Annotated in this window: 46 protein-coding genes; 8 read left to right on the top strand and 38 right to left on the bottom strand. The window is 37.4% G+C overall.

All coding sequences use genetic code 11. The features are described from left to right. Nucleotides 1-4: 4 nt before the first annotated feature. From M3Z76_RS14130 to M3Z76_RS13960, 35 genes are all read right to left on the bottom strand, one after another. Nucleotides 5-478 carry a hypothetical protein gene (locus M3Z76_RS14130; RefSeq protein WP_293928048.1) on the bottom strand — a complete coding sequence of 158 codons (474 nt, stop codon included), beginning with the start codon at nt 476-478 and terminating at the stop codon, nt 5-7. Between the two features lie 60 nt (nt 479-538). Further along, nucleotides 539-862 carry a minor capsid protein gene (locus M3Z76_RS14125; RefSeq protein ID WP_363319889.1) on the bottom strand — a complete coding sequence of 108 codons (324 nt, stop codon included), beginning with the start codon at nt 860-862 and terminating at the stop codon, nt 539-541. Then, entirely contained in the window at nt 862-1,194 is a 333-nt protein-coding gene (locus M3Z76_RS14120) for a putative minor capsid protein (protein WP_293928051.1), read from the bottom strand. Before M3Z76_RS14120 ends, M3Z76_RS14125 begins: the two co-directional genes overlap by 1 nt. Nucleotides 1,195-1,199: 5 nt before the next feature. Beyond that, on the bottom strand, nt 1,200-1,598 hold the full coding sequence (locus M3Z76_RS14115; protein WP_293928054.1) for a head-tail connector protein: 399 nt from the start codon (nt 1,596-1,598) through the stop codon (nt 1,200-1,202). Next, on the bottom strand, nt 1,599-1,772 hold the full coding sequence (locus M3Z76_RS14110) for a hypothetical protein (RefSeq protein WP_293928057.1): 174 nt from the start codon (nt 1,770-1,772) through the stop codon (nt 1,599-1,601). 6 nt (nt 1,773-1,778) lie between these two features. Beyond that, a complete protein-coding gene (locus M3Z76_RS14105) occupies nt 1,779-2,684 on the bottom strand; it encodes a phage capsid protein (RefSeq protein WP_293928060.1) in 906 nt (301 codons plus the stop codon). Between the two features lie 12 nt (nt 2,685-2,696). After that, a complete protein-coding gene (locus M3Z76_RS14100; protein WP_293928063.1) occupies nt 2,697-3,254 on the bottom strand; it encodes a phage scaffolding protein in 558 nt (185 codons plus the stop codon). 160 nt (nt 3,255-3,414) lie between these two features. Beyond that, the gene (locus M3Z76_RS14095; protein ID WP_293928066.1) at nt 3,415-3,579 is read right to left on the bottom strand and encodes a hypothetical protein; all 165 of its coding nucleotides are present in this window, start codon (nt 3,577-3,579) and stop codon (nt 3,415-3,417) included. Further along, nucleotides 3,572-5,170, bottom strand: a complete 1,599-nt coding sequence (locus M3Z76_RS14090) for a phage minor capsid protein (RefSeq protein ID WP_293928069.1) — start codon at nt 5,168-5,170, stop codon at nt 3,572-3,574. The genes M3Z76_RS14095 and M3Z76_RS14090 overlap by 8 nt, the downstream gene beginning before the upstream one ends. 4 nt (nt 5,171-5,174) lie before the next feature. After that, nucleotides 5,175-6,671: a phage portal protein gene (locus tag M3Z76_RS14085; RefSeq protein ID WP_293928072.1), complete on the bottom strand. Its 1,497-nt coding sequence runs from the start codon at nt 6,669-6,671 to the stop codon at nt 5,175-5,177. A gap of 8 nt (nt 6,672-6,679) precedes the next feature. Further along, on the bottom strand, nt 6,680-7,963 hold the full coding sequence (locus tag M3Z76_RS14080; protein ID WP_293928075.1) for a PBSX family phage terminase large subunit: 1,284 nt from the start codon (nt 7,961-7,963) through the stop codon (nt 6,680-6,682). After that, nucleotides 7,950-8,936, bottom strand: coding sequence for a terminase small subunit (locus M3Z76_RS14075; protein ID WP_293928077.1), 987 nt, complete (start codon nt 8,934-8,936; stop codon nt 7,950-7,952). The genes M3Z76_RS14080 and M3Z76_RS14075 overlap by 14 nt, the downstream gene beginning before the upstream one ends. 161 nt (nt 8,937-9,097) lie before the next feature. Continuing rightward, nucleotides 9,098-9,493, bottom strand: coding sequence for a hypothetical protein (locus tag M3Z76_RS14070; RefSeq protein ID WP_293928078.1), 396 nt, complete (start codon nt 9,491-9,493; stop codon nt 9,098-9,100). Next, nucleotides 9,477-10,109 carry a hypothetical protein gene (locus M3Z76_RS14065; RefSeq protein ID WP_293928079.1) on the bottom strand — a complete coding sequence of 211 codons (633 nt, stop codon included), beginning with the start codon at nt 10,107-10,109 and terminating at the stop codon, nt 9,477-9,479. The genes M3Z76_RS14070 and M3Z76_RS14065 overlap by 17 nt, the downstream gene beginning before the upstream one ends. 1 nt (nt 10,110) lies before the next feature. Continuing rightward, complete coding sequence (locus M3Z76_RS14060; protein WP_293928082.1) at nt 10,111-10,905, bottom strand: hypothetical protein; 795 nt, start codon at nt 10,903-10,905, stop codon at nt 10,111-10,113. Between the two features lie 310 nt (nt 10,906-11,215). Then, complete coding sequence (locus M3Z76_RS14055; RefSeq protein WP_293928085.1) at nt 11,216-11,740, bottom strand: sigma factor-like helix-turn-helix DNA-binding protein; 525 nt, start codon at nt 11,738-11,740, stop codon at nt 11,216-11,218. 102 nt (nt 11,741-11,842) lie between these two features. Beyond that, nucleotides 11,843-12,016, bottom strand: coding sequence for a DUF3954 domain-containing protein (locus M3Z76_RS14050; RefSeq protein WP_293928088.1), 174 nt, complete (start codon nt 12,014-12,016; stop codon nt 11,843-11,845). Nucleotides 12,017-12,106: 90 nt separating this feature from the next. After that, nucleotides 12,107-12,307: a hypothetical protein gene (locus tag M3Z76_RS14045; protein ID WP_293928090.1), complete on the bottom strand. Its 201-nt coding sequence runs from the start codon at nt 12,305-12,307 to the stop codon at nt 12,107-12,109. A gap of 3 nt (nt 12,308-12,310) precedes the next feature. After that, nucleotides 12,311-12,565 (bottom strand): hypothetical protein, encoded by a 255-nt coding sequence (locus tag M3Z76_RS14040; RefSeq protein WP_293928093.1) that lies wholly within the window; start codon nt 12,563-12,565, stop codon nt 12,311-12,313. Beyond that, nucleotides 12,566-12,838 carry a hypothetical protein gene (locus M3Z76_RS14035; protein ID WP_293928096.1) on the bottom strand — a complete coding sequence of 91 codons (273 nt, stop codon included), beginning with the start codon at nt 12,836-12,838 and terminating at the stop codon, nt 12,566-12,568. After that, nucleotides 12,835-13,155 carry a hypothetical protein gene (locus M3Z76_RS14030; RefSeq protein ID WP_293928099.1) on the bottom strand — a complete coding sequence of 107 codons (321 nt, stop codon included), beginning with the start codon at nt 13,153-13,155 and terminating at the stop codon, nt 12,835-12,837. The genes M3Z76_RS14035 and M3Z76_RS14030 overlap by 4 nt, the downstream gene beginning before the upstream one ends. 301 nt (nt 13,156-13,456) lie before the next feature. Continuing rightward, nucleotides 13,457-13,864, bottom strand: coding sequence for a hypothetical protein (locus M3Z76_RS14025; RefSeq protein ID WP_293928102.1), 408 nt, complete (start codon nt 13,862-13,864; stop codon nt 13,457-13,459). A gap of 29 nt (nt 13,865-13,893) precedes the next feature. Next, nucleotides 13,894-14,325 (bottom strand): ASCH domain-containing protein, encoded by a 432-nt coding sequence (locus tag M3Z76_RS14020; protein ID WP_293928104.1) that lies wholly within the window; start codon nt 14,323-14,325, stop codon nt 13,894-13,896. Between the two features lie 12 nt (nt 14,326-14,337). After that, complete coding sequence (locus M3Z76_RS14015; protein ID WP_293928106.1) at nt 14,338-14,955, bottom strand: hypothetical protein; 618 nt, start codon at nt 14,953-14,955, stop codon at nt 14,338-14,340. Between the two features lie 13 nt (nt 14,956-14,968). Continuing rightward, nucleotides 14,969-15,484 carry a Holliday junction resolvase RecU gene (locus M3Z76_RS14010; RefSeq protein ID WP_293928108.1) on the bottom strand — a complete coding sequence of 172 codons (516 nt, stop codon included), beginning with the start codon at nt 15,482-15,484 and terminating at the stop codon, nt 14,969-14,971. Beyond that, the gene (locus tag M3Z76_RS14005) at nt 15,477-15,653 is read right to left on the bottom strand and encodes a DUF6011 domain-containing protein (protein WP_293928112.1); all 177 of its coding nucleotides are present in this window, start codon (nt 15,651-15,653) and stop codon (nt 15,477-15,479) included. Before M3Z76_RS14005 ends, M3Z76_RS14010 begins: the two co-directional genes overlap by 8 nt. Beyond that, the gene (locus M3Z76_RS14000; protein ID WP_293928114.1) at nt 15,640-15,891 is read right to left on the bottom strand and encodes a hypothetical protein; all 252 of its coding nucleotides are present in this window, start codon (nt 15,889-15,891) and stop codon (nt 15,640-15,642) included. The genes M3Z76_RS14005 and M3Z76_RS14000 overlap by 14 nt, the downstream gene beginning before the upstream one ends. A 17-nt stretch (nt 15,892-15,908) precedes the next feature. Beyond that, nucleotides 15,909-16,934 (bottom strand): DnaD domain-containing protein, encoded by a 1,026-nt coding sequence (locus M3Z76_RS13995; RefSeq protein WP_295656699.1) that lies wholly within the window; start codon nt 16,932-16,934, stop codon nt 15,909-15,911. Nucleotides 16,935-16,948: 14 nt separating this feature from the next. Further along, nucleotides 16,949-17,116 (bottom strand): hypothetical protein, encoded by a 168-nt coding sequence (locus tag M3Z76_RS13990; RefSeq protein WP_293928118.1) that lies wholly within the window; start codon nt 17,114-17,116, stop codon nt 16,949-16,951. A 14-nt stretch (nt 17,117-17,130) separates the two neighbouring features. Beyond that, on the bottom strand, nt 17,131-18,108 hold the full coding sequence (locus tag M3Z76_RS13985; protein WP_293928121.1) for an ERF family protein: 978 nt from the start codon (nt 18,106-18,108) through the stop codon (nt 17,131-17,133). A 368-nt stretch (nt 18,109-18,476) separates the two neighbouring features. After that, complete coding sequence (locus tag M3Z76_RS13980; protein WP_293928123.1) at nt 18,477-18,893, bottom strand: hypothetical protein; 417 nt, start codon at nt 18,891-18,893, stop codon at nt 18,477-18,479. A gap of 126 nt (nt 18,894-19,019) precedes the next feature. Next, a complete protein-coding gene (locus tag M3Z76_RS13975) occupies nt 19,020-19,283 on the bottom strand; it encodes a hypothetical protein (protein WP_293928126.1) in 264 nt (87 codons plus the stop codon). 11 nt (nt 19,284-19,294) lie between these two features. Further along, nucleotides 19,295-19,588, bottom strand: a complete 294-nt coding sequence (locus M3Z76_RS13970; protein WP_293928129.1) for a helix-turn-helix domain-containing protein — start codon at nt 19,586-19,588, stop codon at nt 19,295-19,297. A 170-nt stretch (nt 19,589-19,758) separates the two neighbouring features. Beyond that, complete coding sequence (locus M3Z76_RS13965; protein WP_293928132.1) at nt 19,759-20,010, bottom strand: hypothetical protein; 252 nt, start codon at nt 20,008-20,010, stop codon at nt 19,759-19,761. Then, complete coding sequence (locus M3Z76_RS13960) at nt 19,991-20,182, bottom strand: helix-turn-helix transcriptional regulator (protein WP_293928135.1); 192 nt, start codon at nt 20,180-20,182, stop codon at nt 19,991-19,993. Before M3Z76_RS13960 ends, M3Z76_RS13965 begins: the two co-directional genes overlap by 20 nt. A 95-nt stretch (nt 20,183-20,277) precedes the next feature. Here M3Z76_RS13960 and M3Z76_RS13955 point away from each other — a divergent pair, with 95 nt between their 5' ends. After that, nucleotides 20,278-20,466, top strand: a complete 189-nt coding sequence (locus M3Z76_RS13955; RefSeq protein WP_293928138.1) for a hypothetical protein — start codon at nt 20,278-20,280, stop codon at nt 20,464-20,466. Nucleotides 20,467-20,489: 23 nt separating this feature from the next. On the opposite strand, the gene M3Z76_RS13950 is transcribed toward M3Z76_RS13955, so the two are convergent. Further along, nucleotides 20,490-20,678 carry a hypothetical protein gene (locus M3Z76_RS13950; RefSeq protein WP_293928141.1) on the bottom strand — a complete coding sequence of 63 codons (189 nt, stop codon included), beginning with the start codon at nt 20,676-20,678 and terminating at the stop codon, nt 20,490-20,492. Nucleotides 20,679-20,759: 81 nt separating this feature from the next. Here M3Z76_RS13950 and M3Z76_RS13945 point away from each other — a divergent pair, with 81 nt between their 5' ends. After that, the gene (locus M3Z76_RS13945; protein WP_293928144.1) at nt 20,760-20,933 is read left to right on the top strand and encodes a hypothetical protein; all 174 of its coding nucleotides are present in this window, start codon (nt 20,760-20,762) and stop codon (nt 20,931-20,933) included. On the opposite strand, the gene M3Z76_RS13940 is transcribed toward M3Z76_RS13945, so the two are convergent. Both M3Z76_RS13940 and M3Z76_RS13935 read right to left on the bottom strand, forming a co-directional pair. After that, on the bottom strand, nt 20,930-21,388 hold the full coding sequence (locus tag M3Z76_RS13940) for a hypothetical protein (protein WP_293928147.1): 459 nt from the start codon (nt 21,386-21,388) through the stop codon (nt 20,930-20,932). The two genes, M3Z76_RS13945 and M3Z76_RS13940, sit on opposite strands and share 4 nt — an antisense overlap. Nucleotides 21,389-21,422: 34 nt before the next feature. Next, nucleotides 21,423-21,644 (bottom strand): helix-turn-helix domain-containing protein, encoded by a 222-nt coding sequence (locus M3Z76_RS13935; protein WP_293928149.1) that lies wholly within the window; start codon nt 21,642-21,644, stop codon nt 21,423-21,425. A gap of 163 nt (nt 21,645-21,807) precedes the next feature. Here M3Z76_RS13935 and M3Z76_RS13930 point away from each other — a divergent pair, with 163 nt between their 5' ends. The 6 genes from M3Z76_RS13930 (at nt 21,808) to M3Z76_RS19785 (ending at nt 25,975) form a co-directional block, all read left to right on the top strand. After that, entirely contained in the window at nt 21,808-22,161 is a 354-nt protein-coding gene (locus tag M3Z76_RS13930; RefSeq protein ID WP_293928152.1) for a helix-turn-helix domain-containing protein, read from the top strand. 5 nt (nt 22,162-22,166) lie between these two features. Further along, the gene (locus tag M3Z76_RS13925) at nt 22,167-22,652 is read left to right on the top strand and encodes an ImmA/IrrE family metallo-endopeptidase (RefSeq protein ID WP_363319891.1); all 486 of its coding nucleotides are present in this window, start codon (nt 22,167-22,169) and stop codon (nt 22,650-22,652) included. 17 nt (nt 22,653-22,669) lie between these two features. Next, complete coding sequence (locus tag M3Z76_RS13920) at nt 22,670-23,146, top strand: hypothetical protein (RefSeq protein ID WP_293928155.1); 477 nt, start codon at nt 22,670-22,672, stop codon at nt 23,144-23,146. Between the two features lie 377 nt (nt 23,147-23,523). Next, on the top strand, nt 23,524-24,696 hold the full coding sequence (locus tag M3Z76_RS13915) for a hypothetical protein (RefSeq protein ID WP_293928158.1): 1,173 nt from the start codon (nt 23,524-23,526) through the stop codon (nt 24,694-24,696). Between the two features lie 252 nt (nt 24,697-24,948). Beyond that, nucleotides 24,949-25,644 (top strand): restriction endonuclease, encoded by a 696-nt coding sequence (locus M3Z76_RS13910; RefSeq protein WP_293928161.1) that lies wholly within the window; start codon nt 24,949-24,951, stop codon nt 25,642-25,644. A 223-nt stretch (nt 25,645-25,867) separates the two neighbouring features. Continuing rightward, the gene (locus M3Z76_RS19785; RefSeq protein WP_363319892.1) at nt 25,868-25,975 is read left to right on the top strand and encodes an ImmA/IrrE family metallo-endopeptidase; all 108 of its coding nucleotides are present in this window, start codon (nt 25,868-25,870) and stop codon (nt 25,973-25,975) included. Nucleotides 25,976-26,248: the final 273 nt, after the last annotated feature.

The raw sequence follows: 26,248 nt of genomic DNA, 5'->3' as shown, positions 1-26,248 counted from the left end.
TGTTTCACCACTCTTTATAATTCAGCATATTTTCAACTGTTTCAATTAATTGATCACATTCATAAGCATAAGTATCAATCATTATTTCAAACTCCGGATTAGGAAAAAGTGATAATGCAATTTCTTTCCTTATCTTATCAATACTTTTAAGTCTACTTTTCACTTCAGCATCTAGCAAAGTATAATTATCGTATAAAACTGAACGAATTTCTTTGTCGAATTCATCCCATTTGATATCGTGTAAACCGTTATTCTTTAAAGTGATAATATTTTTTTCGATAGATATTTTCACAATGTGTTGATAAGCTTTTATTAAAGTTTGTTGCTGTTCTAGTTTTCTCTCATACTGCAGTTTATTTATTTCTCTTTCATAAATAAACTTGTTACTTTTTAAAGTCACAAACGCTCCTATTGCAGCACCCCCTAAGGTGCCAATTACGGGTAAACTATCTTTTATTAATTCAATCCATGTTATCATTTCGCCACCTCATTACAATCAATTATATAAATTGTAATTCAGTATAAGCCATTTCACAAACTACTTCATTGCATTTCTAATGACTCTTAGCCAATCATCTTTATGGATTGCCAATGCCTTGCTTTCCCATTTCGGCCCTGTACCTGGTGTCGTGAATTTAGCTCCAATGTTATGATATTGACGCCGCGCATAAATTGAGTGCCACGTAATTGACTTGCCATCGGTCCCAATGGATGACTGATTACGCAAGTCACTGGATAACATAGGCACATACATATTTGTATCGGCGTAGACCTGATTAACAAACGCATATTGTCCCTGCTTAGTCATATTGGATAAGCGTATGGGTACACCATCAAGTTGCCGTCTTATTTTGATATGCATTAAATCACCTCTAGCTCCCAATGTCTCACAGTATCACTCTTAGGGTGATAACATGGCACAATCTTTTTAAGGACGTATTCTTGGCCATTAAAAGCGATAATAGATTCCTCGATAAATTTATCAGGAATCAGTTCGCTATTACGTGCATCTATAAAAATAATTGCATTGGCCATAATCTTAGTTTGTGTTTTGTCACGACTAAATACGGTTGTTTGGTCAACTCTCACATGCTTAATGATGGTAGGTACAGCATATAAAGGGTTGCCGTAGTCATCCTTACCATCAAGACGCTGCCGATAGACAATGTCATGTATGAGCCACGAGCGCGGCAAAGCCCTCACCAGCATGCCGTACTCACTCCTTGATATAACAACCCTGTGTTACGCAAATACACCACAACATCCTCAGATAATAGGCTATTCTTTTCAGCTTTTGCAGAACTGCGACTTGTGCCTGTACTCAACATTGTGCGGCCAATCTGTACCGTAGCCACTTCTTGTAATCCATGCGAGCTAGTAGCGCCCATCTCGTAAAAGTAATCAATTTGCGCGGCGACAGCTTTTTTAAACTTGGACTTGCGCCAATCCCAATCGCCCTCTAAGTCTGTATGCTGATAAAAATCATTTGTAACACTGTCTAATACATCACAGGCTTTTCGTTCAAAAAAAGGAAAAGCATCAGGCGCAATGTTATTTTGGCTCAATGCTTTGTACTCTTCATGTATTAAATAAGGCATTTAATCACCTTCTTTTGTTTTATCAATACGCTCTAAAAAATCGCCATCCCATTTTTCGAGATTGGCGATTGCTTCATTCCCGCGCTTGACAGTCATTTCGATTTCTTGGTTAGGTGTATATACTTCTTTCGTATATTTATCTCTAAATGGTTGCAACACCTTGTATTTTGCCATGAGTCATCACCCTTCCGGCGTGTCTGTATCTTCCGCTAACGTTACTTTGACAACAGCAGGCTTATTGTCATCTAGGATAAATTCTCCCGCTTTCCCTGCACCTTGTAACGCGACACCGTCAAAGTCCTCAGATTCAATTGTACGCGCCGTATTAATACCTGTGAATGCTTTACCTACACCAGCAATGTACACATAAGCCACATCTCCTTCTTTCAATTTTGTTTCAGGAATTTCGTGGATTTCAAACGTTTTAAACTTAATGATGCCATTATTATCAATGTCGGCCGATGATTTTTTTGCTGACGTTGTTAATGGATGGTCCACAATCGCATTGTAAAGCTCTGGCGTAACTTTAGCGATACGGCGGCCAATAGCCTCGATGTTCGTGAAATACGTCGACAATCGATTGAATAATTGTAATACAGCATCATTTGTATAACCTGCTAGTTCATCAGTATGACCTGCTACAGATGCAATAAAATCACGGTGTGCATCGTCGAATGTTTTAATTTTTGCCTGCGCTTGTAAATCTAAACGATCTGCTACAGCCGCTTCAAAATCATTATTGACTGTGTGCTTATCAATACCTTCGTGAAACACCCATTCCCAAGAATAGCGTACAGGTGTATCTGTATAAATAATTTCGGTACGTTGTCCAAAGCGCGTTGTGTTGCCTGTCCCTGTGCCAAATGCTACATTTGGATTTTTGTTATAGGCTGTACCTACTACAACAGGAATATCGGACGTTTTTACATAGAAAGCAGTTTCGTTGTGCTGTACACCGTCTAATGCTTCAATTCCTCCGCCAAAAAAGTCAGCGAAATAAGCTTGCTTTTTGAATACCGCTTGTAGCAACGCTTTAAATTGCGGTTGGTAACTACGTGCAGCTTTTTGATTATTTTTTGTTGTCATATAAATGCTCCTTTATTCATATTTTGCTAGTTTTGCAGTGAATGGATCGTCACTACCGCCTTGTTTTGGCGGCGTTGGATTCCCCCCGCCAAACGATGGCACTGCTGGTTGTTCCTCTTCATCGGGCACAAATAAAAACGACTTCGATTCTTTCAAAGTCGTTAACTGTTCATCAAGACCACCTTTTACATTACCCTGTTCATCCAACTCGATTTTCGTTTTATCTAACAAGCCTGAGACAATATCTAAATCTTGTACCTTACCAGTTATTGCTAACTTAACTGCGCTTGTTAGGCGTGTTTCAGCAAGCTCGGATGCATGCTTATCTGCATTATCTTTGTTTTCTTGCTGCAAACGTGTGATTTCTGCTTGTAATGCCTCATGCCCTGCCGCTTTTGGCTTTAAATCTTCAAGTTGCCGGTCACGTTCCGCAATGGTGTCATTAGCAGCCTTTAGCTCCTTGATTTTGTCATCCAATCGAGTTTTAGGTACCATAGTGCCAAAACCATCTAAAATCGATTGTGCTTGCTCCTCTGTCAATCCCAATGCAATCAATTGTTCTTTCGTCATAATATGTCCTCCTACGTGTTTAACGTGCAACGGCACGATAGAGTAAGACACGCTTTATTGTTTAACGTCTACAAGCTGTGCGTCAAAAAGACGATTTTCCCAAACGTTTGGGATTTTGACCAAAACAAAAACACTCACCAAATTAGAGGCAAGTGTTATACTATTTCTTATTTTCCTTACGCTTTTTCATTAGTTCAGTAAAATCTTCTTGAAACTGTTCTTCTTGTTTTTGCTGTTCCTCCGTTATTGGCACATCCCCGACTACCTTGAAAGATGGTGTCTCACGCCAACGTGGGTGCTCATAAGGTTTATATTTTTTACTCATCGTATTCCTCCAGCGTGATAACTATTTTACCATCCACAATTTTCCGTCCAGTGACAACGAATTTCGATCCTCGCTTATATAATACTTCCTTTTCACTGTCATTGTACCCTTTTAAGTCTATGCCGTTTTTCGTATTCTTAATGACTAACCTGATATCGTCGTCCTCGTCGTATACATTTTTAGCAGTGGATAAATAACTAGGTTCCTTTATTATTTTACCAACTTGATATTGATTAGTAAAATTAATAAAAGATTCGTCATCATAGAAGAACAACGATCTATTTACATCACCTGTGTATCTAGGTAACTTGTCTAAAGCTTTATCAAGGTTTTCTATTAGCTCGCTGTCGCTCTTATCGAGAGACAGCCCCCTACGCAACTTATCATTAATTTTGTAGGAGTCTGAACTGATATATTGATTAATTGCTCGCTGCTCATTGTTATTGAGGCTCCTTGCATTGCTCAAGTCAATGACACGCTCTTTGTCGTACCTACGCGGCAAGCCATGCTCAGCAATAAACTCCCGCACTTTCGCTTGACGATTACGCACCAGCTTATCATATTTAGCAATCGTCTTTTCGTCACCGATTTCTTTCGCTAGGTTTAAAGAGCGCTTCGCCTTGCGTACTTGACGCTCATGATATCGCTGCTTTTGTGTGAGCTCATATTCTTTCGATACGTCCGCTGCATCATATTGTATTTGATTGTTGATATTGATACCTAGAATGTACGGATAAAGAATATGGCGGCAGTTGATACCTCTAATTCCGTCGGGTCTACCATATCCAAAATCATATATGCTCGGATAATCAGGATGGCTCGACGGATTTCTCATGCTACAGACGCGCCCTTGTATCTTTGCGCAAGCTGGGCGAGCGTTTGAATAGCTGTTAACTAGCACTAAATCAATATCATAGTCTTGCATACGTGATAGACGTAACTCGTTGTATGTGCGGTTAACCGTTGAGCGTAAAACTGTATTTATATACTCTTCCAAGTGCCATGTATTACCGCCCTTGTCGATGAATCCAGTGTCAATGCCGCGCTCCGCCCACCTAACAATTGTCTCAGCCATCGCTTGATTGATTGTTTTATTGCCAACTAACACTTGTGCGGTGGTTTCTTCGACAATCTTACGATACATCTTAGTAACCGTACCCTCACCGTAGTTGGTGGTGATCAATGTTTGATTGACATAGTTATCAATATCAAGAAACGTTTGTTTTACGTATGCTTCAAGCCGTGCGTCAATATCCGATGACTTAGGTTGCCGTTGATATTTAATTCGCTTTATATCTTCATAGACTGACTTTATAGTGTCATATCCAACATTCTCAAACATTTGCTCAATTTCACCTTTTGCTATCCCAGTCGTTTGAGCAAGCGCGGCTATGGTTTCTTGATTCAGCATACGTAGTTGTTGCATTTTATCAATCTGCCATTGCAAAACATAATCTTTGCCAGCCGTTGTAGGAGCTTTCAAGCGTTTGGCTATTTGTTGAAATAACTCATCCTCTAGCGCAACATAAATGTCGCTGATTTGCGATGTATATAAGTTAAATTGATGCGGTGTGACAGTTGGACGTGCCATCTAATCACTCCTCACGACCGAAAAAAGACGCTTGCTTTTTTAGCTCGTCTAAATCAGGAGCATTTCGCAACGTCTCTTTGTAAATTTCTTGTATTATTTCTTCCGCTACTTCATCGGTCACACCGAATATTGTTTTAATAGCACGCTTGCGGCTTTGTAACTCTGCTGCCACAAGCTTAATTTGCTTGTCTATCTCTGCGTCAGCGTCCTGAGCTATGCTATCGTCAAACTTAATTGTTGTTTCATACTTTGTTGGCGGCTTATAAAGCCCATACAAGCCAGCTATCACAGCTATACAGTCTATTAAATCCTTGATTCCTTGCTCAATAACGTTCTCGTGGCTCTGCTTCGTTCTGAAAGTTTTACTATTTTCTGAAACTACTTCTGTAGCTGTCTTGACTGATTGACCATTGAATGAAAATGTCCCAGCACTAAAACCCAACTGCATAGCAAGTATATTCAATAGCGCATTGATAGCGTCGATATGCTCTGTTACACGTAATGTCACGTTGATTTCATCAATCCGGTGTTCATCCATATTTCCACTATCAAACGCCTCATATGTTTCATCTGTTGGGTCAAAGTAGCGATGTCGTTCCCCTGTGTCGGGGTCAACTACCATCTTAATCATATGCGCTGGTACAATGATACGCTTACGCCCTAGCCTAAACTCACGCTGCAAGCTGTCAAATGCAATATCTAGTGACTTTAGCGTATCGTAGCTGTTGGCGTAAATTGAGATACCCAAAGGTACAGTTGAATCAATATTATTCGCTATGTTCGGCTTGAGGTAAGCAAACAGCGGTTTCTCAACGTCATGAATGGAGATAATCTCGTCCATATCAGGATAAAGCACTGACAATTGTACTTTACTGCCTAAATCATTGCCGTTTTCGCTCTCATACAGCTCGTTGATAATTGTATATACACCATCCTCGAAAGTATGCCATTCCAAGTGCGTGTAAACTTTACCCTGCTTACGTGTCTCACTGATAAACACACCCTCAGTAATCCGCGCGTTCGTCCATGACACGGGTAGGAAACAATCCGCAGTTACATAAGACAACTGAATTTTACCATCTTTGACGTACGGCTTAATCACCATGCCGCCCATCGCAAACATAAACTCCAAGTAATTTTGCATGTTGGATGTAAATTTGTTTTCCTTCAACACTTCGTGTACGAACTCATTAAAATTAGTATCCGACAACGACAATTCAACTTTTTCATTAAAAATGAGTGTTGCCAACTCTTCGCTTGCTACCTTTGGCATATTGAGTGTAGCAATTGTACGCTTACCTACGCCCTCTTGGATATTAAAATACGGCATGTCGTGAATGCCCTCGAAATGCCCTCGATGCAGCGCGCGCCATTCGATAATTTTGTTATAAAAATCATCTCCAAGCGCTATCTTTTTATGCTGCGTGACACTTTCTATCTTTTTTATTAACCCCAATTTTTCACCCACCTTTCGAAAGAAGCTTTTAATTCCATTGAGCATTGCTTCACCTACCCTCTTAAATAACGCTTGAAGAAGTAATTATTAGCATATCTGCCTTCATCTAATGCGTGGTTATAGTCATCAATTGGCTTGCCGTCATCATCACGCGCATACATTCCAATTTCTTTTAAAAAGTCATAATGGTCATATTCGCTATCCGTTTCCACAATTAAAAATTGCTCGTTAGTGATTGAGTTTTGTAGGCGTTCAATACCTACTTCAATTCCTTTCGAGCTCCCTTTTACATCTTTACTATTGTTGTCTGCTGCCTTTGTGTGTACGCCTAACAGATGTAATTCTTCTCGGAGAGATTTACATGCTGGATCAACAAAGAACTCTGTATAACGCATTTCAAACGTTTTAACACACCACTCCTTAAACTTGACTAACTCCTTGGCGTAGGTAGACATAGCCTTAACTTGCCCCGTCTCAGCGCCACTATGATAGTAATTAGCTACACGCAAAAGCCTGAATTTATCCTCATAACGCACCACGATATTACAACTACACGAAGTCGCGTCCGATTGTCCTCCATCAGCAACGAAAAACATTTCGTATATTTGACCGCGCACTTTTGGCAATACATTAGCTTGCATATTGAACATGCTGTAAATTACACCTTGCGGAAGCACTCTTTTACCAAACCAATCTCTATCTAATAAATATGGATTTTTGACTAAAATGTCGTAAATCTCTTGCTTACGTGCCTCTGTGATAATTGGATTGTCCTGTATTGTCCAATGCATCCAGCGTGTATTTTGTACCTCAAACACATCTTTTATAACAGGATGGTGAGGTGCGGGTGGATTTAGATCAGCTAAATGATAACGATCCGTTGCAGCAAATGTCCGTCTGAAACATTCCTGTATCATCTTCATATTGAGTAAATTAATCTCGCAAAATACTACACTACCTAGCGACATACCTGTGATAGCACCAACTGAATTGCTTTTACCGCCACCTTTATAGTAAATTTTCTTGATACCATTAGGTGTGTGCAATTGATAGTGGGCTCCATCATCATCGTGCTTAGGCTCAATCAAATCACCAAAAATATGAATCAGTCCTGTGCCATCGCCATCAAAAAACAGGCGGTGAGCTTGTTCCTGATTATAGGCAGTTATTAGATGGTTAGTGTCTCGGCTCCATGTGTAATAATCAGCCATGCGAAAGTGCGCGGCTGTCGTTTTTCCTGAACGTGGTGTGCCTTCCAGTACATCAAAAGTAACATCGTAAGGGCGGTAAATGGCTTCAAGTTGTTTAGGACTGAACTTTATATTAGTCTTGGCCATCTTGCTCACGCCCTTTCATCATCTGCATATATTCTTCGCGCCCTTTGACTAACGCATCTAACATCGATGTATCTTTCTTATCACCACGAAGCTTAGCCGCACGCATTTCTGCAAAGTCGGTTTCGGCACGTAATTTCTCATGTTCAAGTTGCTTGCGCGTATTGTCATCCAACAAGTCCGTATACTTCGCCAACATGTTGAGCGCGGTCATTTTATCAGCAAGTTGTACTTTGAACATGCCATCTTTACCTTTAGATAGCGCAGTAAGAAGCGTGCCATCAATTTCATCGCTATGACGCATAGCAAACTTCGTATACGTAAATGGCTCGGTGCGAAATGTGTGTATCTGGTTACCATCCTCATCAGTAGTAACCGTCATTTCGGTTACTTCAGATTCGACTTGTGAAAATTCGATAAAGTCTGTAATATCTGCAAATGCAATATCAATATACTTTTGTAGCACCTGACGTGCATCAAGCATAATGCCGTTCGCCAGTTCCTCTTTCAATCGATGAATTTCAGCGCGCACCTTATCATTTCTTAGCAGGCGGCTACCATTGCTCATCGCTGAAGCGTAGTCACAACCATACACTTTTTTGTATGCTTTGGTGGCATTCCAATACTTTGTGTAGTACATGCAAAAAAGCAACTGCTGGCTGTTGAGACCGTCACTTGGGACGATTTCAAACTGTACAGTTGCTTGTGAATTCGCTTCACTATTTGATTTGTTACGTTGTGTTTTTTTTGCTTTCTTTTTTACGGAACGTTCCGTATTTTTTTCTGCTTTCGAATGGAACGTTCCATTCGATTCTGCTTCTAGACGCTCGTCCCATTTATCTTTGTTCTTCCAACCGCGCACAGTTCCCTCAGATATATCGAGTTGTTCCGCTATATCTTTCAGTTTTATATCACCGTTGTAGACTTTATAAATTTCATAGGCTTGGTCACGTCTTGGGTCTCTTGCTCTAGCCATGCTTCATAATCACCACCACCTCTAACATTTATTTCTACCTGTCGTTTTGTGAAATAAAAAAAGGCATCACAATGGATACCTTTTAATGACATTCCCTAACCATTTGAATTAAATAAACTTTAATAATCAAATTAAAGCAGCAACAGGAATTAATATGGTAATTAATCCCCTTTTTCTTTTTTATACTTTTTAATAGCCCTTTCAATATCTAAAGGTCTAAGTACATCATCTAGAGAGGTTATACCTTTTATTGCTTTATTTAAACGATTTAACAACTCGATAAAATATTTGTTATCTTCTTCCATCTCTTTATCATCCAAATCTTTAAATTTGGTCTTATCTAACGTATAGTTTAATCTAGCATCTATGAATAAATCACGTGTTTCAATTTCAGTTTCCCCATCTTTGCATTCTATATTAAGCTCAACAAAAAAAGCTCTTTGTGAGACATCTTTTTTCCCAGATCCGAATTTCACCATCATTTCCATAGAAATTTTCTCATTTTTTGGATATGGTTTAAAAACATTATAAACTGTTTTATTAATAATGAACTTCATCTTTCTCCTCAATTCTGTCGCCATATATTTTTTTAAGATAATACTCTTTCAAATCGCTTGCATTCAGGTAATTATATTTCTTTTCTTTTTTCGATGTTTCAATTCGAGTATTATCTCTATATACTTTCTTTTCCTTGATAGAAAATGGTTCATAAACCTCTGCACTTGACTCAATCATGTGTAAGACCTTCATTAAATCTACTTTGTTAGGTACTGTACTATCCAATCGAACCCCATACTCAGGTACTCTATCTTCCACTTCATTAATATGTCTTACACTTTTTTCCGGAAACACTTTATCACCTACTTTACCTACCCTATACATACAGTCACTAGAAAGCGCCTCCTTTATATCCAATTCTCCTTGTAACAACATCTTTATCATATGAAAAGAAGTATTAACAATTAATACCTCAACTATATCTGCTTTAGTGTCATTATTTAAAAGCAAAGTTCTATTTTGCAGTGTGTACGCTAAATAATAATTATTTAATTCATTTAAAACAAACATCAAAGGCTCACTTATATCAAGTAAAACATGCCCATTGTAGCTGTTCGAAACTCCCCAATCATTTGTATTTTCATACATTTTACTTAATTTCTTTTCTATATTCACTCTACAATACCTCCTTTTTGAAAGGGAATAATTCGAATTCTTTATATATCGTTGCTAATTCCATACTTTTTAATTTCCATAAGTTAAAATGATAGTATAAAGGATTCTCATTATGTGGTTGATTATCCCTCTCTAAAAGTCCTACCTCTGCATTAATGTTGCCAATAAAATAATAATCCATACTCTCAACATACTTTGGTTTTATTCTATATTTAACCTCATTCACTTTTCTGTCTATTTCTTGGGAATCAATACATTCTTCGAACTCGCTATCTTTAAAAAACTTAAAAAATGATATGGCGCGAGCTCCTCTATCACCATATTCTACAACCTCTTCTTCTTTTTCTGCATCAAATTGTAAATCCAATTCACTTATAAAGTATGAAGGCAAGATTCCTTTGATTCTATAATCTATTTTTTTACGTTTATTCCCACATGTTATATCCTTGATTTTTCCTTCTATATACCAAGGAAGAAAGTAAAGATGCTTCATTTCTTCTACATTGTCTCTTACAATTTTTTCAGAGGGGATCTCCATTTGGCTTAGTGTGTTAAAAGCTGCATCCATGTCGTTTTCCAAAATATCTGTCGAAATATGTGGTTTAGCATGTTTTTTTATGTTTACTTTTGGATTCAAAAATCGAACTAAGTTATTCAATTGCAAACACCTTAAATGATGGCAAGCGCTATCCTTTACATCAATTTCTATTTTCTCGAAATCAGTTTGTAAGAGCACAAGATTTTCGTTTGTATGTGGGGTACAACTATGTTTATAAAACTGCTGTAGTCTCTCCAATTCTCTTCTCCTAATAATCAATTTATTATAACAATTACCATATTATTCTTGATAATATCATAATAACACATTTATCATTTATGACTAGATTAAAATACCTAGATTAGGGGAGAAATTTACAACTTTATCTAATTGTTTAACTATACTCTAATTAGCTGCGATTTGTCCCTCATTGATACTTTTTGTGAGAATCGTTGTATTAGACAAGTTTATAAATTTGTCAAAAATGTGTCTATATGCCCAAATTCAAACCGCATTTCTTATTCAACTTCTTTTCTTTATAACATCATGAGCTGCTCCATATACACTTTTATGCCTCTCTACTATATAGGTAATCGTATGACATACTCGCAATTTCTTTGGAAATATTGCTGTTTATTTTTGATTCAGCTCGCCGTAAGTGCGTTTGAACTGTACTTTTAGTAACATTCAACACTTGCGCAACTTTTCCAAATGACATATATTCCGCGCGGATCATAACGAAAATCGCGCGTTCGTTTTCTGTTAAACCTTTCAACGTATGCTTTATTTTATTTTTCATCTTTGCCATGCGTAAAATTTCATTCGCCCATGAATCATCACCACTTTCATTTTCTTTCATCCAGTCGGGTACATAGCTCTCAGCATCTGTATATGAAATCAAATCTTGCATAAGGTGATGGTCCATGACAAACGAATCTGTACGAGTGGCCGCGCGGTACTCGGCTGGATCATAACCTGTTTCCATCCATTGAATGGCTTCTTTCATGTCGCGCTCCATACTTGAGCATCCGCCAGATGCACGTAGCTCTTTCAGCGATTGTTTATATTCATCGATTAGATCAGGAAAATACATATTCATCACCCTTTCTTGTTATGTAAAAATAAAAAAGACACTAATAAGCCTGGCGTAATTGCCAAAGCCTATCAGTGTCCGTCGGTTTTTCCGTAAGGACTGTTATTTAATTTGTTGGATGCGAATACGTTCTGCACGCTCCACATCTAGTACACGTCCATTTTTCCAAATGATTGTGTCTTGTCCGAAATCTTTTGGCATTAACGGTGTAATATGTCCGTCTTGTACAATGTAAACGCCGTTTTCAAATTTGTTAATTTCAGTTGTTTGCCCCATACACTCGCCCCTTGTGCTATAATAATTTTGCACACACATAAGGGAACCTATGTTTCATCGTAGCAAGTTGGAGCTCGCTACGATGATTTTTTAATATAGCTCTCCACTATCAACAACTTCCCTACATTGATAGCAGTACACAATTTCGTATGCATTGGCTACTTCATCAGTTTTATCTACAATCTCCCCATCCATATAACTTTCATCATTACAAATAAGTTGTTTAGCTAATAGGGCAACTTCGTTGTAAAACAAGTGGTCATTCCCACATTTTTCACATTTATTATTCATGATTTATCCCTCCAGTAGCCATTGTGGTGTTGGCTCGATATCGTTTAAGCATCCATAATAAATGCCGTCAGGCAATGCATGTTTATTTTTGGTCAACTTTATATTGCACTCAGTATGCAGGTGAAACCGCATGTGTTGTTCGTCCTGCTTTGCTGTTGCGTGTATGGCTTGTATACCTTTGTCAATAGTTGTTGTACATGCAAAGCACTCATGTGGCTTACGTGTTGTGACAAGCTGCTTGTTTGTGATTTCTAGCATTCAATCGCCCCTCTTTTCATGTTTTGCTGATTCAATTTCATCACATAAAGACAATATATATTTTGCAAAATCTCTAGCGTCTGTGATTGAACATTGAACTGCATAATCTAAATTATTTACTTTTTCTCCATCGGCTTCACCGTCTGTTTTGGCAACAAACGTGATGGCGTTGTGTTCACATGCATCTTTTAAATCAAAATAAGAACATTCGACAGAAATAGTGTGTAATAGATTAACTGTTTCGCTTGTAGTTGATTCCATAATTTTTTTCATAGTGCCAGCTCCTCATGCTTACTTGTAGCTAAAAATGTGTAATCATTTGCTTCTGATCGCCGATATCCCAGCTCAATCATTTTTTGTATGCTACAATCAGCAACATTTATCATTGCGTCAGTAATGCCATGACCACAACAGCAACCTGTAGTAACAATGCCTTGTTGCCACAAATATTGAATTTCATCCACCATACACACGTCGACAGCACAGCTATCTTTCGTTGTGTAATAGCCACCATTTATTGCATACACGTGATCAGGGAACTCTAAAACGACCATTGCGTCGTAAATGCCAAATTCACTTGGACATTCCAATTTCTTCACCCTCTTTACTTCACATTTTGGTCATTGTGTTTACTAAAATATCCATTTGAAAATCAAGTAGCCTACTGCTCCTAGACCTATAAAGGCTAGTGCAACTAACACATATCCCAAAATCATAAAATCTCTGCCAGTTTGTTTGCTAAACATTAACTATCACCTTCCTTTAAGCATGCTTCACAGTATTCATTGCCTGTTTCATCGTAAACCACCTCTGATTCTTCTAGTTGTTTGTCGCATAATAAACATTCCATTTGTTCTCACCCTTCCATTCTTCATTCAATTCACAGATTGTTTAATTGACCTCCGACCAGGTACTTAATAATGCTTCTCGAGCTGTCGCTCCCATATCTTGACCAAGCTTTGTTAAATGTGCACGTGTTATGTGTATGTCAGCAAGGCTCTTGTAATCTTGTACTTCTTGGTAAAACTCAAGTGCTTCACGTAATTGTTTGTTATGTTCGTTTATCAAATGAATTCCTTTGATATAATCAGCTTTATCCACAATCAAATCCATCTGTTTAACTCTCGACAAATTCAGTTCATCTTGTATGCTCTCAATTTTATTTGTCATTGTTGATATTAACGCCTCTAACTCGTCAATATAATCAGCGCTTTCTAATAAAGCCCCTGCTGCAACGCCTGCTGAACTTGGCAATTTATCAGATAATCGTCTTAATGATTTTGTACTAACTATAGCCATCCTGTTAGCTCCTTCCTACGCATAATGGTTCAAATACTTTGTTTCCACTCCCATAAACTGAGCTTGCCTTTGGCTAGTATCGGCTTTGACAAGTGCTGTACACTATCCAACTCCCATGCATAGCGACGTGGTGTATAGTCACCTAATCGATATTCCTGTCCACTAATTCTTGGACCAGTTGTAGCGGCCATTCCTTGCTCATAATCTTCAGTTGTGACTTTATGACAATCTACTAAATTAGCTGTAGCAATAACTGCCCCTGTTAGTAGTTCTTTAGCGGATGTAATACCATGCTTTCTAAAGATGGTTTTGAAATCCTCAAACGCTTCCTCATTCACTTTCTTCCCCGCATGGATGGCGATTTCTCCACGGTGGGTTGTTGACCAACCGCGCGTTTCAAATTGCTTTTCACCAAGGGCAATTAGCGAAGCCCAAGGCTGTGTAATTGTGATAGCTTTCATTTTGCATTCTCCTTAAAATAAAGTTAGTTGTTCAAATTTTTCTGATTGTGAAACGTTTTTCTTTTCAGGTTCTTCGTTCACCAATTTTGTTATTTTAAGCGCTGTTTTTGGTATATCGTGCACGGATTGCGTTACTTTCCGCTCATTTTTGGTTAAATCGTGCACACTATCAACCATTTGTGGTTCCATTTCAAATGGTGCTACTATCTCAAAAAAGTTAGTAATATATGAGCCCACTGGCGCATGGTCAGGGCGACTTTTTAGATACACACTGTAGTAACTATCCGCGCGCGGATCAGAGATAACATACTCGTCACCTACAGCGAAATGGTGCAGTGCTTGTACCACTTTTGCTAAAAACTTGTTGCGTTGCCCTGATATGGGGGTGTTCGTTCTTGGCAGCTCTCTGATTTTTTCAAAATCTTGCAATGGATATGTGCCTAGCTCATGCTGCCTAGCCTCGTCTTGATAAGCTGTAACCTGCTGTGTATTTTGCACATGTATATACATCAATGCTTCATCACTTGTACGTGGTAAAGTGAGTAGCCTTGCTTTATAATACCTACCTGGAAACATCCAACGGGCTTTAGGAATACCTTGCTCAATGTAAAATTGCGGTGCTGTCAACATTAGCCCTCACCTCTCACTTGATAAATGGCAATAAGTAATGCAATGCGTAGCCATCAGCTGACTTTACTTCAAAAGCTACTTGCTCAAAAGTCAATAACGGAATTGACTTGCGGCCACCCGCTTTAGCTATTTGCCAAGCGTCTCGTAAAGGTGGAAATGGCAATCTATAAAACTTGTTAATGTCTGTAAAATAAATTAACAAGAATACAAGGGCGCCCTTGTCATACCACGATTGCAATAACTCGTATTGATGGTCATGTAAGTTGGCGAGAGGGAAGCTCTTACCTTTGGTTTCTTTTGCGTCAAATACAATGGCTTGTCCGTTACAGATACCTGCGTAATCCACCCATTCTGCTTTTTCTTTGCGCCCCTCTACTCGATTTCCGAGTGATTTTGTGATTTGCACAGGCGTTGGAATCTTGCGTATGTCTGCCAGCCCTGCATTACGGTATTTTGTATTAGACATGTCAATTAGGCGTTCTAAGTGCCTGCCACGATTGGCATGTGATACTGACTTTGGTTTATACATCTACTCGCTCCTTCTGGTCCATTTTCAATATGTCATCTATCGTGAGTTGGATTTTTAAAAATTGCTGTTCTAGCTCGTCTAAATGATGTTGCCAACAAGTGAGACCATACCCGCGCTCCATCGATTTGCCATTGCGTAATGTGCGACCACATCGCTTACACGATTGCATGGAGTACACTCACCTGATAGTACGTGTTAATGTAGTACGGTCTCTTGCCAACGAGATAGATTTCTACCGTGTGTTGCTCCTCTTTATGGCGATAAATATCGATGTGCATATTCGCTTTGTATTTTGTTCGGATAAACTTATATGGCTTGTCCTCATACACGATTTGCTCATAGGGCACAGCATACTGCTCATAAAGCGCCTTTAAGGATGGGAATACGTTTTGGTAAGGTCTTTTCATCACTTCCATGCTCCTTTCTATGACAATCCACGAAATTGCTTAAGTAATTCTTGATACTCTGCATCGATATCTGTATTTTCATTGTTTAAAGGAGTTGGTACTTCAAGAGCTGCAGAAGGATTTTGCTCCTTATGCATCCACTTTGGCACAACCTCAACCTTTCGCCCATAGTTACCTGGTCGCCGTCGTTGAGTCTGTTGTTTATTTTTTTCAGCAGCAAAGCGTAACTTTTCTGCTTCCACTTGCTCAATTGTTGTAATTTGTTTTTGTGACCAACCACGCAAGATTGTTTCCACATAGCTCCACTTAATTGCATTATTTTCAATTGCTAGTTTCATAGCATGTACAACGAGATCGTCCCCAACATCATCCACCCACGCTCCAACTTTTTCGGTAACGTACCCCGACAAGACACCAAAGCCATTCGCTTGATAAAAGGCGAAGGCATTTTCTTGCGGTCTTGCTGGTGCTGGCGAAGCCTTTGCTTCATCATCATTATTATTAATATTTTTAAATTCAGTACTTAGTTTATTAGTACTTAGTAATTCAGTACTTGGTATATCAGTACTTAGTAGTTCGTGATTTTCCACGGATGGTTTTTCCGTAGATGGATTATCCACTCGTGGTTTTTCCACGGATGGTTTTTCGGGGTATGGTTGAGCCATACCCTGATTTTCCGTACATGGTAAATCGGGTGATGGATGAACAGACTCGACAGGCTGTTCACTCTCCTTTACTTCCTGAGGTACTTCATAAACCACCGTTACCCAATCAAATTTGCCACCTTTGTTGCGACGACGCTCCTTTTTCACATAGCCATATCGCTTCAATTCTTTTAATCCAGAAGCAAAAGCGTGCTCACCTTCATTCGCCCACTTCATCATTTCAATATTGTGGAATGTCCAGTCATCTGGCTTTGATAACATAAAGACATGAATAGCTTTTGCCTTCCAACTGAGACGATCATCATACAGCGACGTGTTGTTAATGATAGTGTAGTCCTTGTTTTTCTCTACTCTTACAATGTTTTTGCTGTGCTCCATGAGGAAGTGCCTCCTTACCTTTCATCCTTAGCCATCAAACAGGACCAATGTCCGTTCGATAGCTGTTGTAATTCTCCTATGACTCGCCATCCACGTGTTTGGCTTTCCTCAATTTTGCCTAACAAGTCACTTTTAACAACTGCAGTAACTGTTTTGCGATTAAAATCCCGTATTGTTTGCATGCTTGTTCCTCCTATCACGCTTTCTTCGCTTCAGGTATTTGTGAGATAAAATCGATCATTTTATTTGCTTGCTCTTGCGTCAAATTGTCTATCAAAATATTGTCAGCTATCCCTAGTGTCGTTTTGGCATAGTACGCTACAGCATCCTTGTCCATTTTTGTACGTGTGCTTGCAGCGTTAAGCACCGCTTTTAGGTCTTTCATTTGCCCTGACGTAATTTTGTCAGACTTTGGTGAATTGGTAGGCTCAGCAGGCTCCTGTGGTGCCTGTGCGCCATTTTTTGCCATTTCAGCTACTTTTGCGGCTACTTGATCTAAATAGCCGATTAACGTACTCGCCTCTTGTGCCGTGAGTTGATTAGATGGCTTTGGAGCAATTTTGCACTTTTGCAAGCTGTTATTGTAAAGCGTGTTCGCCTCGATGCCTTGCGATTCCGCCAACGGTAATAACACCTTATCCAAACGTTGCATTTGATTTTGTGTGATAAGCCCTGTTGGTTGCGATGGAGCTTGCCGTTGTTGCTGTGGTGCCTGCTGACGTGGCGGTTCTTGGATGTATTGATACTCATTGCCGCTCATCCCGTTGCTATCATCGTCTTTCTCTGTAGCAATACCAAGCATTGCAGCTAGGCTATAACGCTTCATGTAGGTGATTTGCCCCCCAAAATCTTGCATACTATTAGCAGCTAGAAATTTGAGCGGATAAGATTTTGCAAATTCACCTGATTCATGCAAGATGATAGTCTCGACACACGCAAATACTTTGTCCTGCTCCATCTGTGTATAGCTGTTTTGCATGATAGTTAACTTGTTTTCTACGAAAATCGCTCTAACAGCTTCTAAAATGCCTGCAAAATCCGTATATTCAAATGTGTAAAAACTGCCGCTTTTTGTCCTCACTTGCACCGTTTTATTGTGCTTGGGCGTTTGAATAGCCGCCCAAGACTTTGCTAGTGCTGCAGAAATATTCGTGTTATTGTCTGAAAAAATCATAATGTTGCCTCCTCTCTTGATTTAAAGGTGGCCATACGCTACAATACTGTTAGAGATTTTTTACGTATGACCTGAAAACCTAGCGTGCCGGCGTTAGGTTTTTTACTTTCTGATGGATTTATCCCATCAAGCAACTTAAAAGCGAGGGGGATGCACGCTAACCTGTGCTACTTTTAAGCTGCTGGACGGGAGCGAGTTTAACTCGCATCGTCGTTGTGATATGTGATATAATAACTTTGCTATTGATTTGTATTGGTTGATTAATCGTTCTAGCGGTTAGTCAACCTTTTTTAATGCAATTAGACATACATACAAGCTGCTGTTTTGTTGTAAGACTTGTCCGTTTTCCAAAGAGCTTTCTAAAAAAATTAATCATTTTGCTCACGCTCCAAACTTTCAATTTTCCGCTGAGCAGCTAACAATTGACGGTGCAGATCTACAAACTGCGCTCTGATTTCTCGTACACTCATACCGTCATTTCCTTCTAGCATTTCTTGCAGCCTATTAATCTCACTTGTAACAATGTGATGTAATACACCATCCACACGCTCACCCTGCACTAAATAGTGATTTATCGCTTGTAATGCATTAATTTCTTCAACTTCTTCGTAGTCATAGATATGGACCTGACTCACTTGAACACTTCTGTGCGTTTGTGCCTTTATTGCCTCGCTGATTAATGTTCTTGCCTCTTCAGTTGACATTGCTTCATATACTGCCTCTGTCAATGGCAAACATACAGTGTATTGGCCTTTTACAACGGCCGCTCCGTTCACTTTTAACATGTTGCTACCTCCTACCAAAAAACTAAAATTATTATTGCTGAAAATATGATTGCAATTGCTAACAAGCCTAAATACGCTAAATCTGTATCACTCAACTCTTGCCAGTCCTCTATCATGAAAAAGTAATCAAGCATCCACTTTAACAATCGCTTTCACCGCCTTGTTATTTGGCTTAATAGATTTTTTCACTTTGAAGCGTTTAACAATTTCCACCGCTATTCCTCGGCTTTCTAAATCTGTTAATAATACTTCGCGTTTTGCTAGATTGATAATCGCTGCCCTCGTTACGTAAATTCTTTTTAATAATCGATTGCGACAATCCTCACATGTTGTGTTATCACGCATGTACTCTAAGTTAGCGAGCTCTGCGCGGTATTCATCCAATGTCATACTTCTTCACCTCACAGAAAAATTTGTAATTTGATAAAGATAAACGCTGGCATAATGGATATCAGTTGGCTTGCATGCGTTATTACATCTGTGCCAAACATGACAATTGCCGCTTGAGCATCCGCATTTGTAATATGTACCCAGCGCAGAAATGTTTCAAGATCAATTACTTTGCGATTACACTCGTATTTGCTGATATGCGATTGTGTCATGTTTAATCGATACGCCAGCTCTTCCTGCGACAACTTCGCATCCTCACGAAATTTCTTTAAGATTTTAGAAAAGTCTAGGGACAAAGCTCTCATTGCCTTCACCCCCTCTATAAAAAAGTCGAAAACGAACTTAGTCGAAAATGTGTTACTAATCCATTAAAATTCACGTTATATTAATCTCTAAACCAAGCTGTCTTGTAACATCAATGCAATATCATTCAGGGTGTTCATTCCCCTGCCTAACGCGCCTGCCAGCTGTATTTTTATTCCCATTTAGTTGCAATGATGTTGTGTATAGCTTCTGTTACTTGCTCACGCGGCCATATCTTTTTGCTACGTGGTCCAAAACGTTTTTCAAGACGCTGGATTCGTGGATCACTTAGCACATGGTTGATTAAAAATGAGCGCTGGTACGGCATTACTGCAATAATGTCATCAATATCCCAATACAGCTTTTTGGTTGGGTCATTAATGGGCTTACTCACGGGAGTTGTTTCACCCCTTTCTAAGGTCATCCAAACTTACACCCAAAGCATCAGCGATTTTACACATAACACGAAATGTGGGGTTTGGATTTTCGCTATTTTCTATCATTTGGAGTGTCGATTCATTTACTCCCGATAGTTTGGCAAGTCGGTACCTTGATAATTTACAGGATTCTCTTAATTCTTTTACACGGAATTTCAATATTTTGTGCCTCCTTCTTTTGATTGCCACAATATTTTGTGTTAAATTGATATAAGGAACATTAGTTCTTTATATCAAGAAAAGAGGTGATACAAATGGACACTAACTACGCATCATTAGCTGTTGAAGTATTGAAAGCGATGTACAGTCATAATTCAAAGGATTTTCAAAAAATCGGAGATACAACAGGCGGTCCTGAACCTTTAACTGCTGAACAAGTCGCTCACGATTTAAGAACTATTTACAACGAAATGATTAGAGTTGAATCGGATGACGAAATCTAATTGGAAGAAAGCGAATAAATCGTCTATTTTGTAGCACTTCTCGAACGTCTATTCTCTATAGCAGTTAGAGTAGCTCTACCATGTAACGTCACTTTTGCAAGTTCAGCAAGAGCTGCAATCTCTTCTTCGCTTGCTTGGTGTTCCTTGTAAAAAGTTGCTAGATAGATTGTCAATTCTTCCAAAGCATTAATTACTTCATTGCTTTTGTTCATGTTCTCACCTCTTTCTGAATGGGATATTAGTACAGATAATTTCCAATCTGCTAAACTATTGATAGGTTGGAGGTGATACATATGACTTATGTGAATGCAAGACAAGCTAATTTTCCTTTTAACGAAGCAACTGCTTTAACAATGCTTTACTTAGAAAAACAAGATTTATCTGATTTAAGCCCTTCGCAACTAGTTGAAAAATATCATGAAGTTTACAAAGAAATTGATAAAGAACTAGCTGCTAAACCTTATTAGTCTTTTAGAATTTTAAAGATTTCGACCATCGCCAAAGTTATATGTGGCAAATCGCACGAATTAGCTTTTTCAGAACGCTCTGCCAATAGCTGCAACTGTTGGCGGAGTAGTTCTTCAATGGACTGTTGTTTTTCATTCCCTTTGCTTTTGTTCATGTTCTCACCCCTTTCTGAATGGAGTTGATTGTGTGTTAAACCTAAAATTTCAACAATTTCTTTTGAAATCAAATGCGAATGGTAGTGTACAATCACTTTAGGTTTCTCATCACCTCTAACGATGATGTCGAAGCCTAAAATACCCTTACCATGATTTTCGCCGTTTGCAGCCCAGCCGAACTCTAGTCCATTTATAACAACTAAACCTTTTGAGCAAATTTCTTGACCATTTTTCTTCACTTGGATGTCCTGTAGTTTTTCTTCAGGAATTTGCGAAGATTTTACGTTTTTATTGTTCACGTTCCCACCTCTTTCATAGGACGGATTAAAATTATTAATCTAATCTTTTTTGTTCCTTTAAAGAACATTTATTTTCAAAAAAAATTACCCATTTAAAATTAAGTACATCAGCAATTTTTTGAGCTACTTCAACTGTCGGAGTTTTTAAACCCAACTCAATTTTGGTGTAGTAGCTTCGAGAGATATTTGCTAATTCCGCTACTTCGGATTGAGTTTTGCATTTTTGCATTCGAATGTTTTTTAGCCAAATTCTCATAACAACCTCCTTTCAGTTCCTTAAAGGAACATTTGATAACTTTATCATAAGGCACTTTAAGGAACATGTCAACAAAAAGTTATACTTTAAGGAACTTTAATGTTTTATCTCTTTCAGTTCCTATCAGGAACAATTACAATAGTTGTTAATAGGGGGGATAGAAATGGATGTTTTCGCTAACAGATTGAAAAAATGTAGAGAATCTATCAAAAAAACGAATTCACAATATACTCAATCTTATGTAGCTGAAAAAATAGGAGTAGCAAGAACAACGTACACCGCTTATGAAAATGGAACTAAAACCCCTCCGCCAGAAACCTTGTCAATAATAGCTGACTTTTTCGGAGTTTCTGTTGATTATTTGCTTGGACGTACTGACAATCAAAACACCGTAGATGATTACGAAATACAAACCATCGCAGCACACAAAGAAGGTGACGAATGGACAGAAGAGGAACTAAAAACAATTGAAGATTTCAAGGCATTTGTACGGTCTCAGCGGAAAAACAAGGGGTGATACGAATGTTGCTTTATGAAAATTTAATGTATGAAGCCGAACAGTTAGACATTCGTATTTTTGAAAAGTGGATGCCTTATACTACAAAAGGTCTTTATGCAGACAATGTTATATGGATTAATAAACATATACCTTCACAAATCGAAAAGGCTTGTGTCCTTGCTGAAGAGATCGGGCATTACCATACTAGTTCAGGGGATATACTCGACTTAAAGAATGTAGTCAGCCGCAAACAAGAACTTAATGCTCGCAGATGGGCATATAAAAAGCTTGTACCATTATCGAAAATTATACAAGCCCATAAGTTACATATAAGAAATCGTTATGAACTGGCAGATTATTTAAATGTGACAGAAGAATTTTTGGAAGCTGCGCTTGAATGGTATGAAAGTAAGTACGGTTTATCTGTATCGATCGATAATTTTACAATTTGTTTTGAACCATTAGGCGTTTTAGAGTTTTTTGAATGGTATAACCAATATGGAACATAGAAAGGAAGAGAATTAATTTGAGGAAAACTATATTATTTCTTTCATTTGTAATGACTTTATTTTTAGCTGGATGTAGTAGTAATTTAAGTGATTTCACTAAGGACTATAACGAAAATGCAAGAAAATATAATGTACCAGAATTAGTCGAAAAGGAATTCAGTGAAATCGAAGTTGACGAAAATATGAGTTGGCAAACTCTTTTTGAATCCCAAAAATATGACATAAATGCGAAATATCGAGATGGAAAAAAAGTTTCAGGTTATCGTATTGTAATAAAGGATTTAGAAAACTTCATTACAAAGGAAGGACTTGCCTATAATGCTACATTAACTGTCATTGATACATTGAAGTTAGACTTAAAAAAATTCAATAAAGAATTCGAAAAAATGTTAACAGGAGAAGCTGAAGAGTACACTGATAACGGATATGAAATTAAAATCTTCCTACATGGTGTAGCGGATAACCTACTATACATTAATATCGATAAAGAATAGAAGTTGTAATGTCAAGCGAATAAAGGTGTACCAGCTGTACTTCTTCTATAAATCATAAAATAGGGCATGTGTGTAGCATGTCTTTTAAAAGCATCACCATTTTAAATATTAAGCATTTATGTTTCACATTATTTTTTTATCGTTTATGTAGGTATATTTACACAACAAAGTGAATTACTATTATCACAGTTGTTTCTGTGTAAAAATATGAACTACACTGAGCCACATGCTGTTGTATTTCGTAAAGTTGATAATGATATTCTTTCAACACACCATTAGATTTCATAAATACTTACTTTATAAAAATATCCATAAAACTGGTACAAAGTAGTGATGTTTTGTCTAATGACAAAATGCCACAGAGGAGGGAGAATTTAATGATAACAAATATAAAATATTCAGATTTAATCAAAACAGCTATTAAAGAAACATATGTACAAGCAACTCAAAGAAAATTACTTGAGAAATTGAAAAATCAAGTTATAACGTATGAGGAGAGTATTTTTACTTATGATTTGGTTCATGTCCAAAAAACACAAACATTTGGAGAAATCTTTAATTTAGCAATGAATAGTTATGAAGAGAAAACTATTCAAATTATTCAAGAATTAGAGTACGAATTGGCATTTAAATATGCTACTCTCTACACTATTAACAGTCCTATTTTAGGCAAGTTAGATAAATTATTAAAAGAAGGAAAAATATTAGATGCTACATCTCTTAAATTTTCAGAGGATTATGTTACGGATTGGACTTATCAAACTAATTTGATACCATCTTTTAAAAAATACGATGATACTACTTATTTTTTAAAGTTTAGTAATGCTATTTCTGGTCATAAAACAGCTGAAAACTCCAGTAGAGTCACTATTAAATATCCAATTATAGTGGTATACTACAGTGATTTAGACATCTTAGAAATAAGACTAGACAATATAAAAGGTTATTTGCGTAGAGGTGACGAATACTTTTATTCAAAACAAATAAGTAAAGTTATCTCTTGGTTTCAAATTTATTTAGACATTACCCCTCTTCCTTTGGACATTGGATCCACTATAGATATCATCTCAAATGCTGATGAGGAACATGTTAATGTCTTCGCTAAAGAGCTAAAATACCGTTCAGGTTCTAAAGTGGTTTTAGACACAGGTAGAAATGACTCCACTGTTTTGCCTTTGTTAGGCGATTTAAAGCAAATTATCTCTGAAAATGATGATTTATTCAAATCATGTATTAATACAGGAAAAATCCAAAAATTATTAAGTGACTTTATTGATGAAATCGAAGAAAGCTCCGACAGCCCTTGGATTTCATTACGCTGGAACGATGAACTTAGCAATAAAGCCTTAAAAGTTAAATTTTCTTTTAATTATAAAGAAAAAAATATTGACTTACTTCAGTATTATAATTCAAGTAGTACTGAGATGGAGAGGATGAACTATGTTACAAAATACCTTGTTGAGTATAAAAGAAAATACGAAAATCAAGAATTTGCCACACCAATCTCAAGAGAAGTTATTAAAGACGCTACAATATTTCAAAAAGAATGAAACGATATACCCTGGACTCATTGCTAAACGTGGATCATTAACTCTTCATGATGCATATCGAATACTAAAGGATATCGAGAAATTAAAATATATTGAACATGTCTTCCTCATAAACTGTCCCTCATGTGGTGAAGAACACTTTTATGAGTCTATTGGTAATATTCATGGTGAGTTTGAATGTAGCCATTGTGGTTATGCTGATAATTTAAATATTTTCAGTGATGTCTTAATCGTTTATAGGGTGGTTTGTGAATGAATTCAAAAAGTGCCTTAGCTTTTAAAGAATACTTAAAAATATGTGAAGAAGAGGGTGAAGACGTTCTTGATTCTTTAAAATTCTCTTCAGAAGACTCTAAAATGTATTCAAATTTGTTAGATGTATTCATTAAAACTAACAGTTCTACAAATACATCAACTGCAACAAAAGGAAAAGCTTTAGAAAATTTAGTTGAATTTATATTTGAAAAATCAAATATTTTTACTATTAATAAGAATGTGCGTACCAGTACTAACGAAATTGATTTGCTTGTAAAATTGAATAAACCTGGCATTGATTTTATGAAAGCAGGCTATATATCATTAGATAATTATTTATTGTGTGAGTGCAAAAATTATAATAAAACAATTGGTGTAACTTGGACTGGCAAGTTTTATAGTCTTTTGAAGACATCTAAGAAAAAAATAGGAATTATATTTTCTTACCATGGTTTATCAGGAAAAAGTTGGAGCGGTTCTTCTGGGTTAGTTAGAAAAATAAACCTTCTAAGTGATAATACTTGTAAAATATTATCTTTTTCATTGCCTGACTTTAAATTATTAGAGCAAGGATATAGCTTTGCAAGCATTATTGAAAGAAAAATTGAAGCACTAGATAATGACACCGCACTCAATGATATTACCTCTCATGAACTAGAAGCCAATAATCCCTTTATTAGTGTGAGTGAATAACCCTCCTTCTCAAAAGTGAGGGTTTTATTGTAAAATAAAAAAGAACATACATTCTTTTCTTAGGAGTTGATTCAATGCATTACTACACTCACTTTACAGATTATATAAACAGCTTTACAGCTATTTAGGTATCACAGCCCTTTCCCTACTTGATATAACAGAAATTGCACTACAATTATGAATTAAAATTTTCTATTGACCAGATAATAGCCAAGCACTGTTTTTGAATGCCCAGCCATATATATTTTTAAAAGAGTATCAAACACCAGCAAAGGAATGGCAAGATTTTTGTCATGAGCTATGTAATGTGCTGTTGCATAGTGACGATTAGTTTCGATTACCTTCCCTTTTCAACAATATCAGGAGTTTAAAGCCAATAACTTTATGTACCATGCATGTGTGCCGACTTTTATACTACAGCGTATAGGAGGTATATGGTACAGCTAAAAACGATATTTTAAAGATGCAACAGCAATTTAACGTAGAATATGAATTTGCTGAAAAACGATTAATCCAGTACACCCATAAAAAGCTACATAGTCCATATTGGAATGGTAAGTCTACCCGCTTGTGATTACATTTGAAAGGAGGGATGCAAGTTCAT

This window comes from Metasolibacillus sp. (assembly GCF_025291715.1).
GTDB classification, from domain to species: Bacteria; Bacillota; Bacilli; order Bacillales_A; family Planococcaceae; genus Metasolibacillus; species Metasolibacillus louembei.
The sequence above is the reverse complement of the archived record's forward strand: the minus strand, read 5'-3'. Positions and strand labels throughout refer to the sequence as shown.